Raw genomic sequence first — 22,610 nt, forward strand, 5'->3', positions numbered from 1 at the left:
GTGTTGTACTGTTCAGCGAACAATGTCGAAAGCGGTCCCGGGCCGCGAGAAAGAGATCGCCAGAATCTGCCGGTACGCCATGTCGTGAGAATGGGTATTGCGTGCCGGTGTCACGTAGTGACGCATGTCGCGATCGAGAAAGTAGGTGGTGTCGAGGATTTCCTGATACGTCGTCGAGGCCAGGTGCTCCTGGTTTTCCGTGTCGTACAAACGGCTCTCTGCCCCTTCAACGTTATTGCGTCCCCAGAAGTGCACGCCGCTGAACGGATAACCGTCGCAGTGAATACCTTCCGGGGTGATTTCCAGTTGTTTGCCAGGCTTGATCTCGATGCGGATCTGATGAATCTGGCACTGCCAGATTTCGTCGTGCAACTCAGGTGGCAAAACGTTTTTGTACACTTCGAAGTCGGTGTCGATCAGGCTGCGCATCACCGGCGAACTGATGATTTCATCAGAGAAGTCCTGGAAGTGCCGAACCATCCCGCCAACGTAACTGTTGTTCGCCTTGGACTGAACATAGGCGCGGTGTTCCAGTTGCTTCAGATCGCGCGTGACCGGGTTGTACTCGAAATCGCTGTAGCGACGGTAGCGCATGCCCGCCTCGGACTGTCCGTAGTAACTGTCCGGCTCCATGTTTTCCCAGCTATTGGTCAATCTGACGAAATCGTTGAAATGACCGAAAAGATTGAAGTCAGCACCCCGGACGTTCGCATATTTGTCACGCCGTAGAAACTCGCCCACTTCTTTGTTCAAAACGATCATTTTAAAAATCTCCGTGCATTTAGCTGCCTAATCTAGAGAGCACAGGATTTACGTCCATGAGAAAGAATTTGAGGCATATCAAGCGCTGCTTGAAACGGAGCATGACGTTGCATTAGTTTGACTTTTTACGATCGAAAATGGCCTTTTTATGCGTTTTTCAACGGATCTCAGGCGAAAAAAACCCCGAGCCAGTCGGGGTTCTTTAGTGAGTGTTGAACACTCAGTCGATCATCAGAAGATGTTGATCGGGTAATCCACGAACACACGCACTTCGTTACCGCTGACGTTGTACTCGCTGGATTTCTGCGAGACACGCAGGATCGAGCTGCGCAGTTTCACGCTCAGGTCTTTGGCCGGGCCGCTTTGCACGACGTACTTGAACTGGTTGAAGATTTCACGCTCGGTGCCGCCTTCGCTGGTGGACGTGGTGATGTTGTCACCGCGCACGTAGGCGAAGTTGTAGCTCAGGCCAGGAACGCCGAATGCGGTGAAGTCCAGGCCGTAGCCCAACTGCCAGCTGCGCTCGTCTTCGGCGTTGAAGTCAGACCAGTAGGAGTTCGCCAGGTAGATGGTGTTGCCGCCGTCGCCGACACGACCTTGATCCTTCTGGTAACCGCCGTAGGCGTAGCCCAGATTGCTGTCGCCGGTGCTGCGCTGGTGCGCGAGGGTGAACGAGTGCGGGCCGGTGGCGAAGGTCGCCGCCAGGCTCCAGATTTTGTTGTCGTCGCCGGTAGCGCCACTTTCGCGGACGTAGGAATCATCCAGCTTGGTGCGATAGCCGTTGAAGTCCAGGGTCAGGGACTGATCCTTGTCGATCGGGAACACGTAGTTGGCGTTCACGTATTGCTTCTTCAACACGTCTTCAACGTCGGATGCGTACAGCGCCGCTTTGAATTGTTCGGTGAACTGGTAGCTACCGCCCAATACGTTGATCGACTTCAGGCCACCACTGTCACGGCCTTCAGCGCTTTTGCGCGATTCGGCGGTGAAGCGACCGGCGTTCAGCTCCAGGCCTTTGATCTCCTTGGAGGTGATCAAGGTGCCGGTGTAGCTTTCCGGCAGCAGGCGCGAGTTGTCGTAGCTCAGCACCGGCAGGGCCGGCATCTGGTCGCCGTAGGTCAGCGTGGTGCTGGAGACACGGAATTTGACTGCTGCACCGCCTTTGGACAAGTCGTCAGCCGCGTTGCCGCTGTCGCCCTTTTTAAAGAAGTCGATGCCTTGTGCGCCGGTGCGACCCTTGCCGCCATCCAGACGCAGTGCGTACAGACCGAAAGCATCCACACCGACACCGACGGTGCCTTGGGTGAAGCCGGACGAGAACGTGCCGATGGCCGCTTGGCCCCATTCGGCTTTGTCCGCACGACCGTCTTTGTAATCACGATTGATGTAGGCGTTGCGCAGCAGCACTTTGAGGCTGCTGTCTTCAACAAATCCCTTGGATTCGGCCTGGTCGTTAGCCATGGCCTGTGTAGCGCTCAACATCCCCAGAGCGATCAAGCTGATTCGCTTATTCAACATTTTGTTTTTTTCCTTATTACCGGTTGATACGCGCTGTGTCGAACGGCTGAAACGGCGCTATCGCACTCTTTTTTCACCCCAAAACAAAAAGGCCCGCCCACGAAGAAATCGTGGCGGGCCTTTTTATTATTTTATGAGTCATGGCGGTTAGCCACAGGCGTTGGGCGCGATCGTAGCCGCGCCCAGAAGGCTGTGTCAATTTGATGAATCGTCTATCCATAGGCGAAAAACATCTAAGCGGACTGAGCAAGCCAGGACGCGAACGCTTGCGGCTTACCAAGCCAAGGGCTGATATCGACCACCGTGAAATGACCATTTTGCTCCAACGCCAAGGTCGGAAAACCTTGACCACCGACACGGGCCAGCAATGCGCGGCTGTCCTTGATGTGGCGATCCGAGTCGGTGCTTATGAAGGCTGACGCAAAGGCATCAGGCTCAAGACCAATCTCTTTTGCCAGCTCAAATAACACCGCCTCATCGGCAATCCGCCTCCCTTCCACGTAATGGGCGGTTTGCAAACGCCCCAGCAACTCAAGCCCACGGCCGGCGATGCGTTCGGCGGCCAGCACCGCAGCGATTGGCGGGGTGGAATCGAACACCGCCGTGTCGTCGCGTAGCAAACCTTCGAAGTACGCTTCGCCAAATGGCTGGCCGGTGTACTCGGCGATTCGGCGGTCGTGGGGCATCACATAGCTGCGCAATTGTGGCGAAACGGCTTGGCGGTTGGCACCGCTCATCATGCCGCCACCGTGGGCGATCACCGGCAACACGCCTTGGGCGGCGTGCACCAGCGGTTTGGCGCCGTAGCACCAGCCGCACAAAGGGTCGTAAATGTAGTGAAGGATCATGGTAAGACTCCGGCAATCAATCAGGGAAACTCAGTGCCGGCAGACTAATCCTCGGACCGTTGCGGAAAAACGCTGGAATGGCGTTCAGTCTGTTTCATGAATCGGTCTAATAGACTCGACGAATCTCTGTAGCAATCTCGACACAACTTGAAACAATCGAACAACGAAGCTTTTCAAGAATAATTAACCGAAGCAAATAACAAGCATTACCATTCGCGCCCTCGAATTCTTCTACCCTTTCGGATGCGCTTCAGATGCCTGCCCCCTTCCGCCTTATGCCCGTCACCCTTGGGTTTTCTGCTTTTCTGTCTGCCGGATTCACCTGCGCCGCGACCACCGTTTTACCCGAAACCTCGATCAGTGCCGAAGCGGAGGCCGACGATCCGCGAGTAAAGGAAACCAGCACCGCCACCCGGACTGCGACTCCGGTGCGCTACGTGCCACAAGCCATCGACTCGATTAAAACCTCGAACGTCTCGGATTACGGCACCAATGATCTGGGCACTGCATTGAGCGGCATCCCCAACGTCAGCAGCGGTGCAGACACTCGTTTCGACAGCCTGCGTATCCGCGGTTTCGATGCGAGCAACGACTTCTACCTCGATGGCATTCGTGACGACAGCCAATACGTGCGCGACTTGCACAACATCGAGCGTATCGAAGTCCTCAAAGGGCCGGCCGCCGTGTTATACGGGCGTGGCAGCCAGGGCGGAATCGTCAACCGGGTCAGCAAACTGCCCGAGTTCGGCCGCCGTTCGACCATCGAAGCCCAGGGCGGCAGCGATGATTTACGCAGCCTTTATGCCGACCTCAGCACCGATCCGTCCGAGAACATCAGCCTGCGCCTGAACATGGGCAACATGGATCAGAACAGCTTTCGCGAGGGTGTCAGCGGCAACCGCCAACTGTTCGCGCCATCCATGAGCTGGCAATTGACGCCGGACCTGAACTGGTTGGTGCAATACGAATACAGCCGTTACAACCGCACGCCGGATCGCGGTATTCCTGGCGTAAACGGGCGCCCGGCAGACGTAGGACGCGATACGACCTACGGCAGCGAGCACGATTTCATCGACGACAAGTCGCAATCCCTGCGCTCCAAACTCAGCTATGAACTGAGCGACAACTGGCAGCTGCGCCACACCCTGGGCGTGTTCAAGCTCGACAGCGATTTCGACAACACGTACCTGACCGGATACACCCCGGCCACCAACAAGGTCACGCGTCAGCATTGGCAGCAAGACCTGACCACCCGCAATGTCTACAACAACGTCGAACTGGAGGGAGGTTTCGACACCTTCGGCCTGGAGCATCGCCTGCTGACCGGGATCGAGATCGGCAGTCAACGCCGCGATCCGACCCTTTACAACGCGGCCACTTCCGGACCGGGCAGCTCGCCGGTGCCGGCGCTGGACCTGCACAACCCGAATCGCGATCTGCGCCACACCGGCCGCATGCAGGTGTCCAGCGACAACCACACCGAAGTCGAAAGCCGTGCGGTGTACGTGCAGGATCAATTGCGTCTGAACGATCAATGGCAACTGCTGGCCGGTTTGCGCTACGACACGTTCGACATCGAATCGACCAACAAGCTGCGCGACATTTCCGAAGACCGTGACAGCCACAGCACAAGCCCGCGTGTAGGCCTGGTCTGGACGCCGCTGCAGAATCATTCCTTCTATGCCTCCTGGACCAAGACGTTCTCGCCAGTGGGCGGCGGCTTGATCGGCATCACGCCCGGCGCGGCCGGTAACAGCAACGACTTGAGCCCGGAGCTGACCAAGCAGAAGGAAATCGGCGTGAAGAGCGACTGGCTCGACGACCGCCTGAGCACCACCCTGGCAATCTACGAACTGGAACTCTACAACCGCCGCACCAGCGATCCCCTCAACCCGACCGTCACCTTGCTCTCGGGCCTGCAACGTTCCCGCGGGATCGAGCTGACCGGCACCGGTAAAATTGCCGGCAACTGGTACGTGCGCGGTGGCGTGGGCGTACAGGACGCGACGGTCGAGAAGGACAACAACGGCTTTGAAGGCAAACGCATCAGCAACGTGGCCAAGCACAACGGCAGTCTGTTCCTGACCTGGAAACCGGAAATGGGCTGGTATGCGGAAACCGGGTTGACCTTGGTCGGCCAGCGTTACGCCGATAACCTCAACACCGTCGTACTGCCGGGTTATGGCCGTTGGGATGCACTGGCCGGATTCCGGCAGAAGGATTGGGACTTGCGTGCGGCACTGAACAACATCAGCGACAAGACCTATTACTCGTCGGCCACCAGCGCGGCGCAGATTCAACCCGGCGAACCGCGCAGCCTGGTGGTGACGGGGACCTACAGCTTCTAAACACTGCTGATGTGTTCCCACCAATCACCTGTGGGAGCGAGCCTGCTCGCGATGGCGGCGGGTCAGTCAACGTTAATGTGACTGCCAGGCCGCCATCGCGAGCAGGCTCGCTCCTACAATGGTCAGGGTGTAGCTTACAAATCCATCGCCCATAAAAAAGCGCCGCCATCCCGGCAGCGCTCTCATCAATCCTTTGTTTTTTCTTCTTATCCTTCCATCACATCCCACAACGCTTCCAGTTCCGCCTCGCTGAATAAACCAGCGGGGTAGCGCTCGATCATCATCCGGCGCGGATCAGGTTCTCTGATCTGACGCGTTCCATTGGACTTCAACCAGTGCGCCAGGACCTGGAGCGATTCGCTATTAACTGCCAGGGGATGCAACGCCCGCTCTCTCACTACGTTCACTTCGGCGTTCATTTCAGCGCTCTCTCCTGGTTCGTGAGCGGCTAACTTATCCAAGGTTTATGACAGAACATCGAAGTCCTCCCCCTCCCTGTTTCACTCCGTGACAGATACAAGAGCTGTGCCAATGTTTCCCAAGTGTCGACAAGTGGATACAAAGAAGCCCGCAGTCCTTTGGGGCTGCGGGCTTCTGGGTGAAGAGCGGGGATAAACCGGCGTCTTGGTGATTTTTCAGCCGGTTCAGGCTGTTACAACCCCACTCACTCCTTGTGCGGCGCCGGCTGTTGTTGGGTAAGGCAGTGGATGTTACCGCCCCCCAGTAACAGTTCGCGGCCCGGCACCATCACCACTTCATGCTGCGGGAATAGCGCCTGCAGAATCTCTTTCGCAGGACCGTCCAGCGGGTCATCGAAACTCGGCGCGATAATGCCGCCGTTGACGATCAGGAAGTTCACGTAGGAACCGGCCAGACGCACGCTCGGATTACGCTCCTGAGTCCCGTCCACCGGATCCACGCCGGCACACTCTTCCTCGGTCGCATACAGCGGTCCCGGGATCGGCATCTTGTGCACCGTGAATGGGCGACCCTTGGCATCGGTGCTGCTTTCCAGCACTTTCATTGCCGCCTGGCAGCGCGGGTAGTTCGGGTCCTGCGGATCATCGGTCCAGGCCAGCAATACTTCACCCGGACGCACGTAGCAGCAGAAGTTATCCACATGGCCGTCGGTTTCGTCGTTGAACAGACCGTCCGGCAGCCAGATGATCTTATCCACAGCCAGATGAGCACTGAGCACCGCTTCGATTTCCCCCCGGCTCAGGTGCGGGTTGCGATTGCGGTTGAGCAGGCATTCTTCGGTGGTGATCAGGGTGCCTTCGCCATCGACGTGAATCGAACCGCCCTCGAGCACGAAGCCCTGGGTACGGTAGCGCTGGCTGCGCTCGATCTCGAGGATCTTGCCGCCCACCTGCGAGTCGCGGTTCCACGGCGAGTACAAACCGCCATCGAAACCGCCCCACGAGTTGAAGTCCCAGTTCACACCACGGACTTCGCCACTGTTATTGATGACGAACGTCGGGCCGGTGTCGCGAACCCAGGCGTCGTCGCTGGACATCTCGACCACACGAATATTCGGCACGTCGAGACGGGCACGGGCGTTTTCGTATTGGCCGGCAGAGACCGCCACGGTCACCGGTTCGAAACGGGCGATGGCCTTGGCGACGGCCACGTGCGCGGCTTGCGCGGGTTTGCCGCCCAGGCGCCAGTTGTCCGGGCGCTCCGGCCAGATCATCCAGGTCTGGGTTTGTGGCGCCCACTCGGCGGGCATGTAGAAGCCATCGGCGCGCGGGGTGCTGTTTAAAGTGGTCATGCGATCAGGACTCCAGGGAACCGTCGAGGGTTTTGATCGCATTGTATAGGTTCGGGCGACGATCACGGAACGAACCCCACGCGCTGCGAATATGCTCCAGCTCGTCGAGGTCGAAGCTCTGGACCAGCACGCCCTCTTCAGTCTTGTCGAGTTCCTGGACCTTCTCGCCGAACTGGTTGGCGATGAACGATGAGCCGTAGAACGTGATGTCGTAGCCGTCCTGTTCTTCGTTACCGATGCGGTTGCTCGCGATCAGCGGCATCAGGTTGGCGCCGGCATGGCCTTGTTGCACGCGCTGCCAGTGGTCGCGGGACGAAATGGTTTTGTCGTGCGGCTCACTGCCGATGGCGGTCGGGTAGAACAGGATTTCCGCGCCCAGCAACGCCATGCTGCGAGCGCACTCCGGGAACCACTGGTCCCAGCAGATGCCGACGCCGATTTTCGCGTAACGGGTGTTCCAGACTTTGAAACCGGTATCGCCCGGGTTGAAGTAATACTTTTCGTGGTAACCGGGGCCGTCCGGGATGTGGCTTTTACGATAAATCCCGAGGTTGCTGCCGTCGGCATCGATGATCGCGATGCTGTTGAAACGGGCGCGGCCGGCCAGTTCATAGAAGCTGATCGGCAACACCACTTGCAGTTCCTTGGCGACTTTCCGGAAGTGCTTGATGGCGACGTTGTCTTCAACCGTCGTGGCCAGTTGCAGGTAATCCGGGTTCGGTTTCTGGCAGAAGTACGGCGCCTCGAACAACTCCTGGATCAGTATGATCTGCGCGCCTTTGGATGCAGCCTCACGGACCAGCTTCTCAGCGGTCTCGATGTTGGCTTCAAGGTCCCAGGAACAGGCCATCTGGGTGGCGGCGACGGTAACGATACGACTCATGAATCATCTCCGGGCAAGTGCTGATGGGTCGAGTATGGCCTCGACCGATGACAGAAACGGGAAGCACGGGCGCGATGAGGCACGCCGTGAGCAATGGCGACTTTATAGCCGATAAATATCGGCTTTAAAAGCAATTAATCTTCCGACTGTCTAGTTTTACGCACTTAATCCCGATAACAATCGATATTATCGAATACTCCTTCGCGGGCAAGCCTCGCTCCTACAGGCCATGCGCCAATTTGAAATCGCGCAAATTCTGTAGGAGCGAGGCTTGCCCGCGAAGGCGATATCAAGCCTTACAACCCTTCATCCAACACCTTCGAAAGCATGTCGACAAAGAAATCCACACTCCGGCGCGAGGTCACCATCGGCGGTTTGATCTTGAGGACGTTCAGGTAATCCCCTGTCGGCTGCATGAAAATCCCCAACTCCCGCAACCGGTCACACAGCGCCGTGGTTTCTTCGGTCGCCGGCTCCAGGGTCTCGCGGTTGCGGATCAGCTCGACACCCAGATAGAAGCCGGAACCATGCACCGCGCCCACCAACGGATGAATATCGATCAGCGCTTCAAGCCGCTCCTTGAAATACCCGCCCACCACCTGAGCGTTTTCCCAGAGCTTTTCTTCCTCCATCACGTCCAGCACCGCCATGCCGACCTGGCAACTGACCGGACTGCCACCGGCCGACGAGAAGAAGTAACCCTCGGCCTCCAGCGCCTCGGCGATTTCCCGGCGGGTGATCACCGCGCCCAACGGCTGGCCGTTACCCATGCCTTTGGCCATCGTGATGATGTCCGGCACCACGCCTTGCTCCTCGAAGCCCCAGAAGAAGTGACCCATTCGCCCGTAGCCGACCTGCACTTCATCGGCGATGCACACACCGCCTTGGGCGCGAACCAACGCATAGACCTGTTTCAGATAACCCGGCGGCAGCGAGATCCCGCCGGCATTGCCGTACACCGGTTCGCAGATGAAACCGGCCAACTGGCGTTTCTGCTCAGCGATTTTCGCCAGGTTGTGTTCGACGCTGCGCACGTAGTCCGGCGCGCTGCCTGGGCCACGGAATTCGCCGCGATAGGTATTCGGCGCGATCACCGGATGCACCCAATCGGGACGGCTGCTCAAGGCTTGCGGGTTGTCGGCAATCGAGGTCGAAACCGCGTCCGCGCCCACTGTCCAGCCGTGATAAGCCTCCAGCACGCTGAGCATGTCGCGACCGCCGCTGTAGGCCCATGCCAGACGGATCGCCAAGTCATTGGCCTCGCTGCCGCTGTTGACCAGGAACACCCGGTCCATGCCCTCCGGCGACAGCTTCAGCAGGCGCTCGGAAAACTCGGCCACCGCCGCGTAGTTGAAGCGCGAGTTGGTATTGAGCAACGACCATTGACGGCTGGCCACCGCGGCCATGCGCGGATGACCGTGGCCCAGCACCGCGACGTTGTTGAGCATGTCGAGGTAGGAGCGGCCCTGCATGTCGATCAGGTGATTGCGCCAGCCACGCTCGATGCGCGGCGGGTCGACGTAATAATGCTTCTGCGTGCGCGCGAAACTGGCGTCACGGCGCGCCAGCAACGTCTGCGAATCGAGCTCGGCTTCAGCATCGCAAGCCAGCCCCAGCAGCGCCGCAGGTGACGGGCACAACGCTTGCCAGGCCGGTGCGCGAGACGGCGTGCAAAACAACGGCGCATCGAACGAAGCGCCTCGGCACAACTGCACAATCAACGGCCCGCTGACCGCACCCAGCACCTGACCTTTGACCAGCGCCGCGCCGGTGTGCAGCGACGGCGTCACGCCCCACAACCGCACGCTCAGTTGCGGACCGTCCAGTTGCAACACACCCGCCACCGGCTGATGGACCATGCCGGCAAACGGCGATTCGACCGCCGTGCCGTTTGGCACTCGCAACTCCACGTGCAACGGGCAGGTGTCGGGTTCGCCTGAGCTATCTGGACGAGTACGGGACAGCCGGTATTGACCATAACGACTGGCCGCCAATCCATGCGCCGCCGCAGCTTCAGTCAGCAAACGCTGATCAACCCCCTCTTGCTCCCAGTTGCCCGCCTCAAAATGCGGGCTCAGCACACCCAGATCGATCAAGGCAAATTCACGCCCCACCAGGCTCGGCAGCAACGGCGCGAAACCTTCGCTGCCAATGCTCGGCAGTGTCTGGCCGACCGACGTCAGAATCGCCGCTTCCATCAATTCCAGCGGCAGCGACGTGGCCACGCGGAAGATCTCCCACTCGTGGCTCAGGTTGTCGCGGCTGTAATCATTGCCCGGATCGATGCTGACTTGCTGCTCGCCACTGAGCACCAGCACCGCCGCGCGCGCGACGATCAGCGGCCACAGCGCCCGCAGTTCTTCATGGGTGAGCGGATTCACGGCGTGATACGCCTGGACCGCCGGCAAAATATAGAAAGGATCGCCATCGGCGTGATGCAGCAACGCCGCGCAAGTGACCGACAGATCGGTGATGCGCCAGGTACGGATCAGGTCGCCGAAATCGATCACGCCCTGCAACTGCCATTGGCGTTGCGAGTCACGCTGCCAGACCACGTTGTCGTCGGTGATGTCCATGTGAATCGCCTGCACCGGCAGCTTGTCCACCAGCGGCAGCAAATGGCGCTCGGCTCGTTCCGCCGCGTCGGCGATCAACTGGCGTTGCGTGTCGTCCTTGATCACCGGCAGCAAATGGCCGATCAGCGCACTGGCGTGGCGGGCATCCCACTGCAGCGTGCGCTCAAGGCCCGGATGCTCGAAAGCAGCCAGCGCCAGGTCCATTTCGCCGCACAGCCGACCGAAACCGGCCACCACCGGACCGGGCAAATGATCAAGGTGCGTCAGCGACTGGCCTTCGATGTAATCGAGCAGACGCATATGCACGGCCTGCCCCCCGACTTCCAGCGTGAGCAGTTCAGCGCCGTTTATTGCAGGAATCACTCGCGGCACATGCACGCCGGAGTGTTCACCCAACTGCTTGAGTCCGGCATGTTGGGCTTGCAGCTCCAGCGCCGAATAGTCGCCACGGCAGATTTTCAGGACGAAACGCCCGTGATCACTGTCGACCCGAAAATTGAGGTCCTGCTGGCTACCCAGGGCGTGCAACCTTCCACTCAGCCCGTAATGCCCTTCCAGCAGCTCTAGCGCTTGCTCCGCAGACACTTGCGGGCTGGGCAAACTGGCGCGGTGAATCAACGTGGCGAGCGGCATACAACGACCCCTGAAATGTTATTAGGCGCCTATATCGCCACTGCATCGGTCGAGAATCAACCCCCCCCTGGTGCGGCAAATGCCAATTACGACCAACAACCCTCTTGCACCGCCCTGCTCCTGCCGACAAGCTATGCTCATTCGCTTTATCGTCTTACAGAAAAAGGCTGGCCAACATGCGTATTCTCATCACCGGCGGTGCCGGTTTCATTGGCTCTGCCCTGATTCGCCACCTCATTCGGCACACCGGGCATGAAGTGCTCAACCTGGACAAACTGACCTACGCCGGCAATCTCGAGTCGCTGACCAGCATTGCCACCGACACCCGCTACGAATTCGTCCAGGCCGATATCGTCGACCAGGCCACCGTCAGTGCGGTACTGGCACGTTTCCAGCCTCACGCGATCATGCACCTGGCGGCAGAATCCCATGTCGACCGTTCTATTGACGGTCCGTCGGACTTCATCCAGACCAATATCGTCGGCACCTACAGCCTGCTCGAGGCCACTCGCGCCTACTGGCAGACGCTGGCCGAGCCGGAAAAAAGCGCCTTCCGCTTCCATCACATCTCCACCGACGAAGTCTACGGCGACCTGCACGGCGTTGATGATCTGTTCACCGAAACCACACCTTACGCGCCCAGCTCACCCTATTCGGCGAGCAAAGCGGCGTCCGACCATCTGGTCCGCGCCTGGCAGCGCACCTACGGCTTGCCGGTGTTGCTGACCAATTGCTCGAACAACTACGGGCCGTTCCACTTCCCCGAAAAACTGATTCCGCTGGTGATCCTCAACGCCTTGGCCGGCAAGCCGCTGCCGGTTTACGGAAACGGCCTGCAGGTGCGTGACTGGCTGTTTGTCGAAGATCACGCCCGGGCGCTGCTCAAAGTGGTCACCGAAGGCGTGGTCGGCGAGACCTACAACATTGGCGGTCACAACGAGCAAAAGAACATCGACGTGGTGCGTGGCATCTGCGCGTTGCTCGAAGAGTTGGCACCGAACAAGCCTGAAGGCGTGGCTCATTTCGCTGACCTGATTACCTTCGTCCAGGACCGGCCGGGCCACGACCTGCGCTACGCCATCGACGCGAGCAAGATCGAGCGCGAACTGGGCTGGGTGCCCGAAGAAACCTTCGAAACCGGCCTGCGCAAAACCGTTCAGTGGTACCTCGACAACCTGGAATGGTGCCGTCGCGTTCAGGATGGCAGTTATCAGGGCGAACGTCTGGGCGCCCTCAATACCAAGGAGCTGCTCGCATGATGAAAGGCATCGTTTTGGCCGGTGGCTCCGGCACGCGTCTGCACCCGATCACGCTTGGCGTCTCCAAGCAGCTGTTGCCGGTGTACGACAAACCGATGATCTACTACCCGATCTCGGTCCTGATGCTGGCCGGCATCAAAGATATTTTGTTGATCTCCACGCCTCAGGATTTGCCGCAATACCGCAACCTGCTGGGTGACGGCAGTCAGTTCGGCGTCAACTTCAGCTACGCCGAACAGCCGTCGCCGGACGGTTTGGCCCAGGCTTTCCTGATCGGCGAAGAATTTATTGGCGACGATCCGGTGTGCCTGATCCTCGGCGACAACATCTTCCATGGGCAGCACTTTGGCGAACAGTTGAAAAACGCGGCCATGCGCCCTTCCGGCGCCACCGTGTTTGGGTATTGGGTCAAGGATCCGGAGCGCTTCGGCGTGATTGATTTCGACAGAGAAGGCCGCGCCCTGTCGATCGAAGAGAAGCCGAAAAAGCCGAAGTCCAGCTATGCCGTGACCGGCCTGTATTTCTACGACAACGATGTGATCGAGATCGCCAAAGCGGTGAAGCCTTCGCCGCGTGGAGAGCTGGAGATCACCGACATCAACAACGCTTACCTGCAACGCGGCGATCTGCAGGTCGAGCGCTTCGGTCGCGGGTTCGCCTGGCTCGACACCGGCACCCACGACAGCCTGCTCGAAGCCTCGCAATACGTGCAGACCATCGAGCACCGCCAAGGCCTGAAAGTCGCTTGCCTCGAAGAAATCGCTTACGAAAATGGCTGGATCAGCCGCGAGCTGTTGCTGGAGCGCGCCAGCTATTTCGGCAAGACCGGCTATGGCCAGTACCTCTTCAAACTGGCCGGGGAAGAACAATGAATGTGATTGAAACCGCCTTGCCCGGCGTGCTGATCATTGAACCCAAGGTGTTTGGTGACGAGCGCGGTTTTTTCTACGAAAGCTTCAATGCCAAGGCGTTCGAAGAAGCGACCGGCCTGGACACGCAGTTTGTTCAGGATAACCACTCCCGCTCGCAGAAAGGCGTGCTGCGCGGCCTGCACTATCAGCTGGAAAATACCCAGGGGAAACTGGTGCGGGTAACCGTCGGCGAAGTGCTCGACGTCGCGGTGGACATCCGTCGCAGCTCGCCGAATTTCGGCCAGTGGGAAGCGGTGCGCCTGTCTGCAGAAAACCGTCGCCAACTCTGGGTGCCGGAAGGGTTCGCCCATGGGTTTGTGGTGCTGAGCGATTTCGCCGAGTTTCTCTATAAGACTACGGACTATTACACGCCGTCCGCCGAGCGTTGCATTCGCTGGGACGATCCGACGCTTGCCATCGACTGGCAACTGGACGAAGCGCCCAAACTGTCGGCCAAGGATCAGAACGGCAAAAGCCTGAAAGAGGCTGATCTGTTTCCATGAAAATTCTTATCTGCGGTCAGCACGGTCAGGTTTCGCGTGAGTTGCAGCTTCGCCTGGGTGCTGTTGGCGAATGGGTTGTTTTGGGTCGCGATCAGCTCGATCTGACTCAGCCGCAACAGATTCGTCAGCAAGTGCAGCGCGTTCGCCCGGACCTGATCATCAACGCCGCCGCTCACACCGCGGTCGATCAAGCTGAAAGCGAGCCGGAGTTGGCGTTTGCCATCAACGCGACCGGGCCGGGTATTTTGGCCGAAGAAGCGTCGGCGCTGGGTATCCCGCTGATTCACTACTCCACCGATTATGTCTTCGACGGCAGCAAAGCCGAGCCTTACAACGAAGCCGATTTGCCCAACCCGCTCGGCGTTTACGGCAAGAGCAAGCTGGCCGGCGAGCAAGCGATCAGCGCGGTACAAGGCCAGCACCTGATCCTGCGCACCAGTTGGGTCTACTCGACCCACGGTCGTAATTTCCTGCTGACCATGCAACGCCTGCTGCAAGAAAAGCCGGAGATGCGCATTGTCGCCGACCAGATCGGCGCGCCCACCTGGGCCGGCACGATCGCCAGCAGCACCGTCGCACTGATCGAACGCTGGCAAGCGGGACAGGCCGGGGCCTGGGGCACGTATCACTTGACCGCTCAGGGTGAGACTTCCTGGTTCGGTTTCGCCCAAGCCATCGGCCAGGCACTGCGGGATCAGGGCAAGCCTTGCGCAAACCTGCTGCCGATCCCCTCCAGCGACTATCCGACGCCGGCCGCCCGGCCATTGAACTCGCGCCTGGATTGCAGCCGCCTGCAACGCGAATGGGGCGTCAGTCAGCCTGACTGGCAAACCGCGCTGCGCGAGTGTCTTGACGAGCAAGCCTAGGCATAATGCGCCTGTACCCACAGGCGCCCGATGCTCATGACTCCGACCCTTCCCCGCAGACCCCGCTGGCGCAGCCTCGCACTGCTTGCGCTGTGCCTGGCGCCGTTGCTGTGGCCGCTGGAGCATCTGGCCGAGCGTTACTACCGCAGCGAGCTGGCCGGGCAGAACCGTCAGACCCTCGACCTTTACGTTGCCAACCTGCTGGGCACGCTGCACCGTTATGAAGTGTTGCCGCAGATCCTCGGCGACCTGCCGGCCCTGCGCGCGGTGCTCGGGGCGCCGGATGACAGCGTCACCCAAGGCAATGCCAATCGCCTGTTGAAAAACATCAGCGCCCAGACCGGCGCCGAAGTCATGTACCTGATGGACACCACGGGCAAGACCCTGGCCGCATCGAACTGGGACAAACACGACAGTTTCGTCGGCCGCAATTTTTCCTTCCGTCCGTATTTCAGCGAAGCCATGGCCGGGCGGCTCGGGCGCTTTTTCGGCTTAGGCACCACGTCAGCCAAGCGCGGCTATTTCTTCGCCGCCGCCGTGCGCAACGGCGAGAAAATCATCGGCGTACTGGTGGTCAAGGTCGACCTGGACCACACCGAAAGCCTGTGGGGTAAAACCCCGGAACAACTGCTGCTGACCGACCATAACGGTGTGGTCATCCTCACGTCGCGGCCTGAGTGGCGATTCCGCTCGACCCGACCCTTGAGCGAAGAAGAAAGCAAAGCGATCACTGCGATCCAGCCGTACCCGACCCGAGATCCGAAACCATTGAGGCTCAACCCCAACGCCTGGCTGACTCAAACCCAGCAGATCGCCGAAACCGGCTGGAACGTCAGCATCCTCGCCCCCCGCACCCTGATCGACCGCCCGGTGCGTACCGTTGTCGCCATTGGCGGCGCGACGTTGCTGGTCTTGATGTTGCTGCTCGGCCTGATGATGCAGCGCCGCCGCCATTACCTCGAACGCATCGCCTTCGAAGCCAAGGCGCGGCGCGAGCTGGAAGGCCGGGTCGCCGAGCGGACCAGTGACCTCGAAGGCCTCAACCGTCGATTGAAACAGGAAGTGCTGGAGCGCGAACATGCCCAGCAGGAACTTGTGCGCGCCCAGGACGACTTGGTGCAGGCCGGCAAGTTGTCGGCGCTGGGGACGATGTCGGCGAGCATCAGCCACGAATTGAATCAACCGTTGGCCGCCATTCGCAGCTACGCGGAAAACGCCGAAGTGCTGCTCGATCATCAACGCACCGACGATGCCCGCGGCAACCTCAAGCTGATCAGCGAACTGACCGGACGCATGGCGTCGATCATTGCTCATTTGCGCGCCTTCGCCCGGCGCGATCGCCATGCGCCGGAAAGTGTCGCCCTGCAACCAGCGCTGGATGACGCCCTGGCGTTGCTGGCCAAGCGTCGGAGAAGCATGGAAGTCGAACTGATCCGCGATTTGCCGGCGGCCACGTTGTGGGTCGAGGCCGGGGAAACCCGTCTGCGCCAGGTACTCGGCAACCTGTTGGCCAACGCGCTGGACGCGCTGACCGAAAAAGGCCCGCCGCGTAAACTCTGGTTGAGTGCCCAATCCACCGCGGACGGCGTCACGCTGTACATTCGCGACAACGGCCCCGGCTTCTGCATGGAAGCCCTTGGTCGCGCCAGCGAGCCCTTCTACACCACCAAGACCCGCACCCAGGGGCTTGGCCTGGGGTTGGCGATTTGCGAAACCCTGATGCGCGCCTTCGGCGGTGAACTGTCGTTCGCCAACCACAAGGAAGGCGGCGCCCTGATTACCCTGAAGTTGCGCGCAGGCGCACCGGGTGTGAGCCTGCAACCGTCCGAGGACCGAAGTGCATGACCATCGATAACCGTGTCCAGGTCGTGCTGATCGACGACGATCCCCACCTGCGTCAGGCGTTGAGCCAGACGCTGGACCTGGCGGGCCTGAAAATCCTGCCACTGGCCGAAGCCAAGGGCCTGGCCGGGCAACTGGAGCGCGACTGGCCCGGCGTGGTGGTCAGCGACATCCGCATGCCGGGCATGGACGGCCTCGAACTGCTGACCGAACTGCATGCCCAGGACCCTGAGTTGCCCGTGTTGCTGATCACCGGCCACGGCGATGTGCCGCTGGCCGTGCAAGCGATGCGTGCCGGGGCGTATGACTTCCTGGAAAAACCCTTCGCCAGCGACGCGCTGCTGGACAGCGTTCGCCGCGCCTTGGCCCTGCGCCGACTGGTTCTGGATAACCGCAGCCTGCGTCTGGCCCTGAGCGATCGCAATGAACTGAGCACCCGACTGGTCGGGCAATCGGCGCCGATGCTGCGCTTGCGCGAGCAAATTGGTGCGCTGGCGGCAACCAAGGCTGACGTGCTGATTCTTGGCGAAACCGGCGCCGGCAAAGAAGTCGTGGCCCGGGCGCTGCACGATTTGTCGAGCCGCCGTAGCGGTCCGTTTGTAGCGATCAACGCCGGGGCCTTGGCTGAATCTGTGGTGGAAAGCGAGCTGTTCGGTCACGAGCCGGGGGCCTTCACCGGCGCGCAAAAGCGCCGCATCGGCAAATTCGAGTTCGCCAACGGCGGCACGCTGTTCCTCGATGAAATCGAAAGCATGAGCCTGGATGTGCAGGTGAAATTGCTGCGCTTGCTTCAGGAGCGCGTGGTCGAACGCTTGGGCGGCAATCAACTGATCCCTTTGGACATCCGCATCATCGCCGCGACCAAGGAAGACCTGCGTCAATCCGCCGATCAAGGGCGCTTCCGGGCCGACTTGTATTACCGCCTGAACGTCGCGCCGCTGCGTATTCCGCCGCTGCGTGAACGCGGCGAAGACGCGCTGGTGCTGTTCCAGTATTTCGCCGACGAAGCCAGCGCCCGCCATGGCTTGCCGCCCCATGAACTGCAACCGGGGCAACGCGCCCTGCTGCTGCGCCACACCTGGCCGGGCAACGTGCGTGAACTGCAAAACGCCGCCGAACGCTTTGCCCTGGGCCTGGAACTGGCCCTGGACAACAACGCACCGCAGGGCGCTGCCGGCATGACCGTCGAAGTGGTCAGCGGCGGCCTGAGCGAGCAAGTGGAAAACTTCGAGAAATCGTTGATTGCCGCCGAACTGGCGCGCTCTCACAGCTCGGTGCGCAGCCTCGCCGAGGCCCTCGGCATTCCGCGCAAGACTCTGCACGACAAACTGCGCAAGCACGGCCTGAACTTCGCCGACGGCGGCGCCAGTAGCCACACCGACGAACTCGATTGAGCTACCGTCCCATCATCATCTTTAAAAAAGAGACCCGTGAATGAGCCGCGACAGTCGTCACCTGGAATCAGTCCTCCACCGCGATATTCCGTTGACCCGGGACATGGGCCTCAAAGTGCTCGACTGGCACGACCAGCAACTGCGACTGCACTTGCCGCTGGAGGCCAACGTCAATCACAAAAGCACCATGTTCGGCGGCAGCCTGTACTGCGGCGCGGTGCTGGCAGGTTGGGGCTGGCTGCATTTGCGCTTGCACGAAGAAGGGATTGAAGGCGGGCACATCGTGATTCAAGAGGGGCACATCACTTATCCGCTGCCGGTGACCATGGACGCGATTGCGATTTGCCAGGCGCCGAGCGCCGTGGTGTGGAAGAAGTTTCTGGCGATGTATCAGCGCTATGGACGGGCGCGGCTGGCGTTGCATTCGCGGATCGTCAATGCCGATAGTGATGAGGATGCGGTGAGGTTTACCGGGCAGTACGTCTTGCACCGGTAAAGACACAAAACCTGTGGCGAGGGAGCTTGCTCCCGCCGGCCGGTCCGCGCTCGGGCGCAGCAGTCGCACATCAGGCAGCCAGGTTTAACTGATGCTGCGCGGAGTCTAGGTTTTGGGGCCGCTTCGCAGCCCAGCGGGAGCAAGCTCCCTCGCCACAGGTTTGGGTGAACTCAGGATCGGGCCAGTTCCAGTAACTTCTCTCGCCACGCAGCCTTCGCCGGCAGCGCCAGAAAAAACTCATTCAGCAACGATTCCCGCGCCGGATAACAAAAAGGCTTCCCGCTCAAATCCAGCACTTCACCACCCGCCCCTTCCAGCACACCTTGGGCCGCCGCCGTGTCCCACTGCGAGGTCGGCGCCAGGCGCGGATAACAATCCGCCGCCCCTTCAGCCAGCAAACAGAACTTCAACGAACTGCCGATATTAGCCAGTTGCAACTCACCCAGACTGGCGCTCAAACCGGCCAGCAAACGTTCCTGCTCGGGGCTTGAATGCCGGCGGCTGGCGACCACGGTAAACGCCTCGCCCGCAGCAGGAATCTCACGAACCTGAATCGGCAACGCCTCGGCACCTTTATCACCACGCCATGCGCCCAGACCGGCGCCACCGACATAAAACCGCCCGTTGGTCGGCATCGACACCACGCCAAACACCACCCGGCCCTCCTCGATCAGCGCGATGTTGACGGTGAACTCTTCGCTGCCGGAGATGAACTCCTTGGTCCCGTCCAACGGGTCCACCAGCCACCAACGCTGCCAGCCGGCTCGCACGCTTTGGGGAATGTTGGCGTCTTCTTCGGACAGCACCGGAATACTCGGGTCCAGTGCCGTCAGTCCGTCCAGGATCAGATGGTGGGCGGCCAGATCGGCTGCGGTGACGGGCGAATCGTCAGCCTTGGCGGTCACCGCCGTGCCGATGCGCCAGAACGGCAAAATCGCTTCGCCAGCCTTCAGCGCCAGCTCAATCACAGGCGCCATCAATGGATGCGGGAACGTCATGGCAGAAACACCCCACGCTGAGTCAGCAGATCACGGGCCAGATACAGCGCCGCCAAGGCACGGCCCTCGGTGAATCGCGGGTTCTGCGCCAGGGATGAAAGCTCGCGCAGGTTGATCTTGTCCACGCCCATCGGCTCGGGCTCGTCGCCCTCCAGGCGCTCTTCGTACAGATCGGTGGCCAGCACCACCTGGATCTTCTGGCTCATGTAACCGGGCGATAACGACAACTCGGTCAGGTGCTCCAGTTGCCGCGCGCCATACCCGGCCTCTTCCTTGAGTTCGCGCTCGGCCGCCGCCAGCACGTCCTCGCCCGGCTCGATCAAGCCTTTGGGCAACGACAGCTCATAAGCATCGGTGCCGCCACAATACTCTTCGACCAGCACCGCATGATCCGCATCGAGCATCGCCACGATCATCACCGCGCCATAGCCGGCGCCTTTGCCGACCAAGCGCTCGTAGGTGCGCTCCACGCCATTGGAAAAGCGCAGCTTCAGCTCCTCGACGCAGAACAAACGGCTGGTGGCGACGATCTCGCGGGCGAGTACGGTGGGTTTCTGGCGCATGAAAGGCTCCTTGGCGTAAGCGGGTTACTATACCCGGCCTATCCTGATTGTTGACCTCGGATATCTTTTTTACCGCTGGAGAAGTTTTTTATGTCCCTGCTGCCCTGGCGCGACATCGACACCGTTCTGCTGGATATGGACGGCACGCTGCTGGACCTGCACTACGACAACCATTTCTGGATGGAGCACCTGCCTCAGCGTTACGCCGAGTTGCACGGGGTCAGCCGGGCCATGGCCGAGATGGAGTTGCAGCCGCTGTTCGAACGCAACGCCGGCCAATTGCAGTGGTATTGCCTGGATTTCTGGAGCGCCGAGCTGAAACTGCCGGTGCGCGAACTGAAACTGGAAACCGCCCACCTGATCGCCCTGCGACCGGATGCGGACACGTTTCTGGCGGCGATCAAACAGGCGGGCAAGCGCGTGGTGATGATCACCAATGCGCACCGTGATTCGCTGTCATTGAAGCTGGAACGGATTGAACTGGCGCCCTACTTCGAGCGGTTGATCAGCTCGCATGACTATGGTTTTCCCAAGGAGAATCCGCAGTTCTGGGAGGCGTTGCAGGCCGACATCGGTTTTGATCCGGCGCGCAGCCTGTTTATCGACGACACGTTGCCGATCCTGCGCAGTGCGCAGAGTTTTGGGGTGGCGCACCTGTTGGCGGTGAGTGAGCCGGACAGTCGCAAAGGGCCGAAGGACACGGCGGAGTTTGCGGCGGTGGGGGATTATCGGGAGCTTATTGCAGGGCTTTAGACCTTATCGCCTGCTTCGCGGGCAAGTCGGAACGCCGCATCGCTCGCTCCGACAGGGTTTGCGTCGTGCACAAAACCTGCAGGAGCGAGCGATGCGGCGCTCCGACTTGCCCGCGAAGGCCATCAAACGGACTTAAGGATTACTCAGGAATCCGCAACGTCTGCCCCGGATAGATCTTGTCCGGATGCTTGAGCATCGGTTTGTTGGCGTCGAAGATTTTTTGATACTTGTTGGCATCGCCATACACGCGCAAGGAAATAGCGCTGAGGGTGTCGCCCTTCACGACGGTGACAAACTTTGCGGCCACTACCACCGGCCCGGTCACGGTCATCTGATCGTCCACGCTGCCAACTCCAGCGATATTGCCCACCGCCAGCAGAATCTTTTCCTTCTCTTCCTGGCTGCCCACATCACCGGTGACGGTGACTTTGTCGCCGTCCACCGTAGCCTGCACATTCGGGTTACCCAGGCCGACCTTGCTGATGTGTTCCTTCAACTGCTCACTGGCATTGGCGTTGCCCGGTGTCAGTAGATCGATAAGTTTTTCGCCTGCTTCTTTTACAAAGCTAAAAATACTCATGGTGCACGCTCCTTGGGTTTAGGGTTCCAGACGCAAAAGACTAGACCAAGCTTGAAACCCCCGGTTCCAACCCGACCAATGACGCTGATCCGGCACAAGCGCTAGAATCCCGACCTTCACCGCGCCCTGGAGCGAAGATGGACATCAAGCAGCTGAAATTCCTCATCGCCCTCGACGAAACCCGCCACTTCGGCCAGGCCGCGGCGCGCTGTCATATCACCCAGCCGACCCTGTCCATGCGCCTGCGCAGCCTCGAAGAAGAACTCGATCTGCCGCTGGTCAATCGTGGCCAGCGCTTCGAAGGCTTCACCGCGCCGGGCGAGCGCGTGTTGGCGTGGGCGCGCACGGTGATGGCCGCCTACGACGGCTTGCAGGCCGAGGCCGCCGCCTGTCGCGGCAATCTGGTCGGTACGCTGCGGTTGGGCGTGGTGCCGCTGTCGAGTTTCGATCCGCTGCCATTGATGCAACGCCTGCATGCCGAACACCCGAACCTGCGCTTTGAACTCTCGGCCCTGAGCTCCGAACAAATCCTCGAACAACTGGCGAACAATCGCCTGGACCTCGGCGTGTCTTACCTGGAGCGACTGGACAACGAGCGTTTCGATTCCCTGGCCTTCAGCGAAACCCGCATGGGCCTGCTCTACGATCAGCGCTTCTTCAGCTTCGGCGAGGCGCCGTTGAGTTGGGAGTCCTTGATCGAGTTGCCCTTGGGCATGCTCACCAGCGGCATGCACTTTCGCCAGTCCATCGATCACAACTTCCACAGCCGCGGCCTGACACCCCAGCCGCTTCTGCAAACCGACGCGGTCCACCAATTGTTACAAGGGGTGCACGGCGGCCTCTGCTGCGCGGTGATGCCGTTGGATGGCGGCCTGGAAAACCTCACCGATCACTTGCGTCTGCAACCCATCGAAAACGCCAAGACCCTTGCCCGGCTTGGGCTGATCATGCGTCGCAGCGCCCCGCGTTCGGCGCTGGCCGAAGCCTGCTTTGCGATCTATCAGAAATCGCTGACAGCTTCTTGATCGATGTCATCTATCGGTAGATCGGTATAAGCGATTAGACGCGACATGTTGACGCGCCTAGGCTTAAAGCTGACTAAACCG

The 22,610-nt window shown here is 60.2% G+C and carries 20 protein-coding genes; 10 read left to right on the plus strand and 10 right to left on the minus strand.

The genetic code is table 11. The features are described 5' to 3' along the window. Positions 1-12: 12 nt before the first annotated feature. The 3 genes from AC1ROI_RS09380 to AC1ROI_RS09390 form a co-directional block, all read right to left on the minus strand. Entirely contained in the window at positions 13-762 is a 750-nt protein-coding gene (locus AC1ROI_RS09380) for a 2OG-Fe dioxygenase family protein (RefSeq protein WP_102593439.1), read from the minus strand. 231 nt (positions 763-993) lie between these two features. Then, a complete protein-coding gene (locus AC1ROI_RS09385; RefSeq protein ID WP_010464680.1) occupies positions 994-2,280 on the minus strand; it encodes an OprD family porin in 1,287 nt (428 codons plus the stop codon). 233 nt (positions 2,281-2,513) lie between these two features. Then, complete coding sequence (locus AC1ROI_RS09390; RefSeq protein WP_102593438.1) at positions 2,514-3,128, minus strand: DsbA family protein; 615 nt, start codon at positions 3,126-3,128, stop codon at positions 2,514-2,516. Positions 3,129-3,382: 254 nt separating this feature from the next. On the opposite strand from AC1ROI_RS09390, the gene AC1ROI_RS09395 reads away from it, so the two are divergent. After that, positions 3,383-5,476, plus strand: a complete 2,094-nt coding sequence (locus tag AC1ROI_RS09395; protein ID WP_083375265.1) for a TonB-dependent receptor — start codon at positions 3,383-3,385, stop codon at positions 5,474-5,476. 206 nt (positions 5,477-5,682) lie between these two features. Here the strand turns inward: AC1ROI_RS09395 and AC1ROI_RS09400 are convergent, their stop codons facing one another. From AC1ROI_RS09400 to AC1ROI_RS09415, 4 genes are all read right to left on the minus strand, one after another. After that, a complete protein-coding gene (locus AC1ROI_RS09400; protein WP_010464685.1) occupies positions 5,683-5,895 on the minus strand; it encodes a hypothetical protein in 213 nt (70 codons plus the stop codon). A 245-nt stretch (positions 5,896-6,140) separates the two neighbouring features. After that, the gene (gene aguA, locus AC1ROI_RS09405; protein WP_077747519.1) at positions 6,141-7,247 is read right to left on the minus strand and encodes an agmatine deiminase; all 1,107 of its coding nucleotides are present in this window, start codon (positions 7,245-7,247) and stop codon (positions 6,141-6,143) included. A 4-nt stretch (positions 7,248-7,251) separates the two neighbouring features. Beyond that, positions 7,252-8,130, minus strand: a complete 879-nt coding sequence (gene aguB, locus AC1ROI_RS09410; protein WP_102593437.1) for an N-carbamoylputrescine amidase — start codon at positions 8,128-8,130, stop codon at positions 7,252-7,254. Positions 8,131-8,426: 296 nt separating this feature from the next. Then, entirely contained in the window at positions 8,427-11,339 is a 2,913-nt protein-coding gene (locus AC1ROI_RS09415) for an aminotransferase (RefSeq protein WP_102593436.1), read from the minus strand. 176 nt (positions 11,340-11,515) lie between these two features. Between AC1ROI_RS09415 and rfbB the strand changes: the two genes are divergently transcribed. From rfbB to AC1ROI_RS09450, 7 genes are read left to right on the plus strand one after another with little or no spacing between them, the layout of a single operon-like run. Then, complete coding sequence (gene rfbB, locus AC1ROI_RS09420) at positions 11,516-12,598, plus strand: dTDP-glucose 4,6-dehydratase (RefSeq protein WP_102593435.1); 1,083 nt, start codon at positions 11,516-11,518, stop codon at positions 12,596-12,598. Continuing rightward, positions 12,595-13,470, plus strand: coding sequence for a glucose-1-phosphate thymidylyltransferase RfbA (rfbA, locus tag AC1ROI_RS09425; RefSeq protein WP_042932450.1), 876 nt, complete (start codon positions 12,595-12,597; stop codon positions 13,468-13,470). The genes rfbB and rfbA overlap by 4 nt, the downstream gene beginning before the upstream one ends. After that, positions 13,467-14,012: a dTDP-4-dehydrorhamnose 3,5-epimerase gene (rfbC, locus tag AC1ROI_RS09430; protein ID WP_102593434.1), complete on the plus strand. Its 546-nt coding sequence runs from the start codon at positions 13,467-13,469 to the stop codon at positions 14,010-14,012. Before rfbA ends, rfbC begins: the two co-directional genes overlap by 4 nt. Further along, complete coding sequence (rfbD, locus tag AC1ROI_RS09435; RefSeq protein WP_102593433.1) at positions 14,009-14,878, plus strand: dTDP-4-dehydrorhamnose reductase; 870 nt, start codon at positions 14,009-14,011, stop codon at positions 14,876-14,878. Before rfbC ends, rfbD begins: the two co-directional genes overlap by 4 nt. Before the next feature lie 36 nt (positions 14,879-14,914). Continuing rightward, entirely contained in the window at positions 14,915-16,723 is a 1,809-nt protein-coding gene (locus AC1ROI_RS09440; protein WP_010464701.1) for a sensor histidine kinase, read from the plus strand. Next, complete coding sequence (locus AC1ROI_RS09445; protein WP_102593432.1) at positions 16,720-18,114, plus strand: sigma-54-dependent transcriptional regulator; 1,395 nt, start codon at positions 16,720-16,722, stop codon at positions 18,112-18,114. The genes AC1ROI_RS09440 and AC1ROI_RS09445 overlap by 4 nt, the downstream gene beginning before the upstream one ends. A gap of 40 nt (positions 18,115-18,154) precedes the next feature. Next, a complete protein-coding gene (locus AC1ROI_RS09450; protein WP_010464706.1) occupies positions 18,155-18,610 on the plus strand; it encodes a YiiD C-terminal domain-containing protein in 456 nt (151 codons plus the stop codon). A gap of 170 nt (positions 18,611-18,780) precedes the next feature. Here the strand turns inward: AC1ROI_RS09450 and cysQ are convergent, their stop codons facing one another. Together cysQ and nudE are read right to left on the minus strand one after the other, a co-directional pair. Further along, complete coding sequence (gene cysQ, locus AC1ROI_RS09455; protein ID WP_010464708.1) at positions 18,781-19,608, minus strand: 3'(2'),5'-bisphosphate nucleotidase CysQ; 828 nt, start codon at positions 19,606-19,608, stop codon at positions 18,781-18,783. Beyond that, positions 19,605-20,171 (minus strand): ADP compounds hydrolase NudE, encoded by a 567-nt coding sequence (gene nudE / locus AC1ROI_RS09460; RefSeq protein WP_010464710.1) that lies wholly within the window; start codon positions 20,169-20,171, stop codon positions 19,605-19,607. The genes cysQ and nudE overlap by 4 nt, the downstream gene beginning before the upstream one ends. A 90-nt stretch (positions 20,172-20,261) precedes the next feature. Between nudE and yrfG the strand changes: the two genes are divergently transcribed. Continuing rightward, positions 20,262-20,924 carry a GMP/IMP nucleotidase gene (yrfG, locus tag AC1ROI_RS09465; RefSeq protein WP_010464712.1) on the plus strand — a complete coding sequence of 221 codons (663 nt, stop codon included), beginning with the start codon at positions 20,262-20,264 and terminating at the stop codon, positions 20,922-20,924. A gap of 139 nt (positions 20,925-21,063) precedes the next feature. Here the strand turns inward: yrfG and lysM are convergent, their stop codons facing one another. Next, complete coding sequence (gene lysM, locus AC1ROI_RS09470) at positions 21,064-21,504, minus strand: peptidoglycan-binding protein LysM (protein WP_102593431.1); 441 nt, start codon at positions 21,502-21,504, stop codon at positions 21,064-21,066. 137 nt (positions 21,505-21,641) lie between these two features. On the opposite strand from lysM, the gene AC1ROI_RS09475 reads away from it, so the two are divergent. After that, the gene (locus AC1ROI_RS09475) at positions 21,642-22,529 is read left to right on the plus strand and encodes a LysR family transcriptional regulator (protein WP_102593430.1); all 888 of its coding nucleotides are present in this window, start codon (positions 21,642-21,644) and stop codon (positions 22,527-22,529) included. The last annotated feature ends 81 nt before the right edge of the window (positions 22,530-22,610 follow it).

The organism is Pseudomonas sp. GW823-FHT02C02, assembly GCF_058797635.1.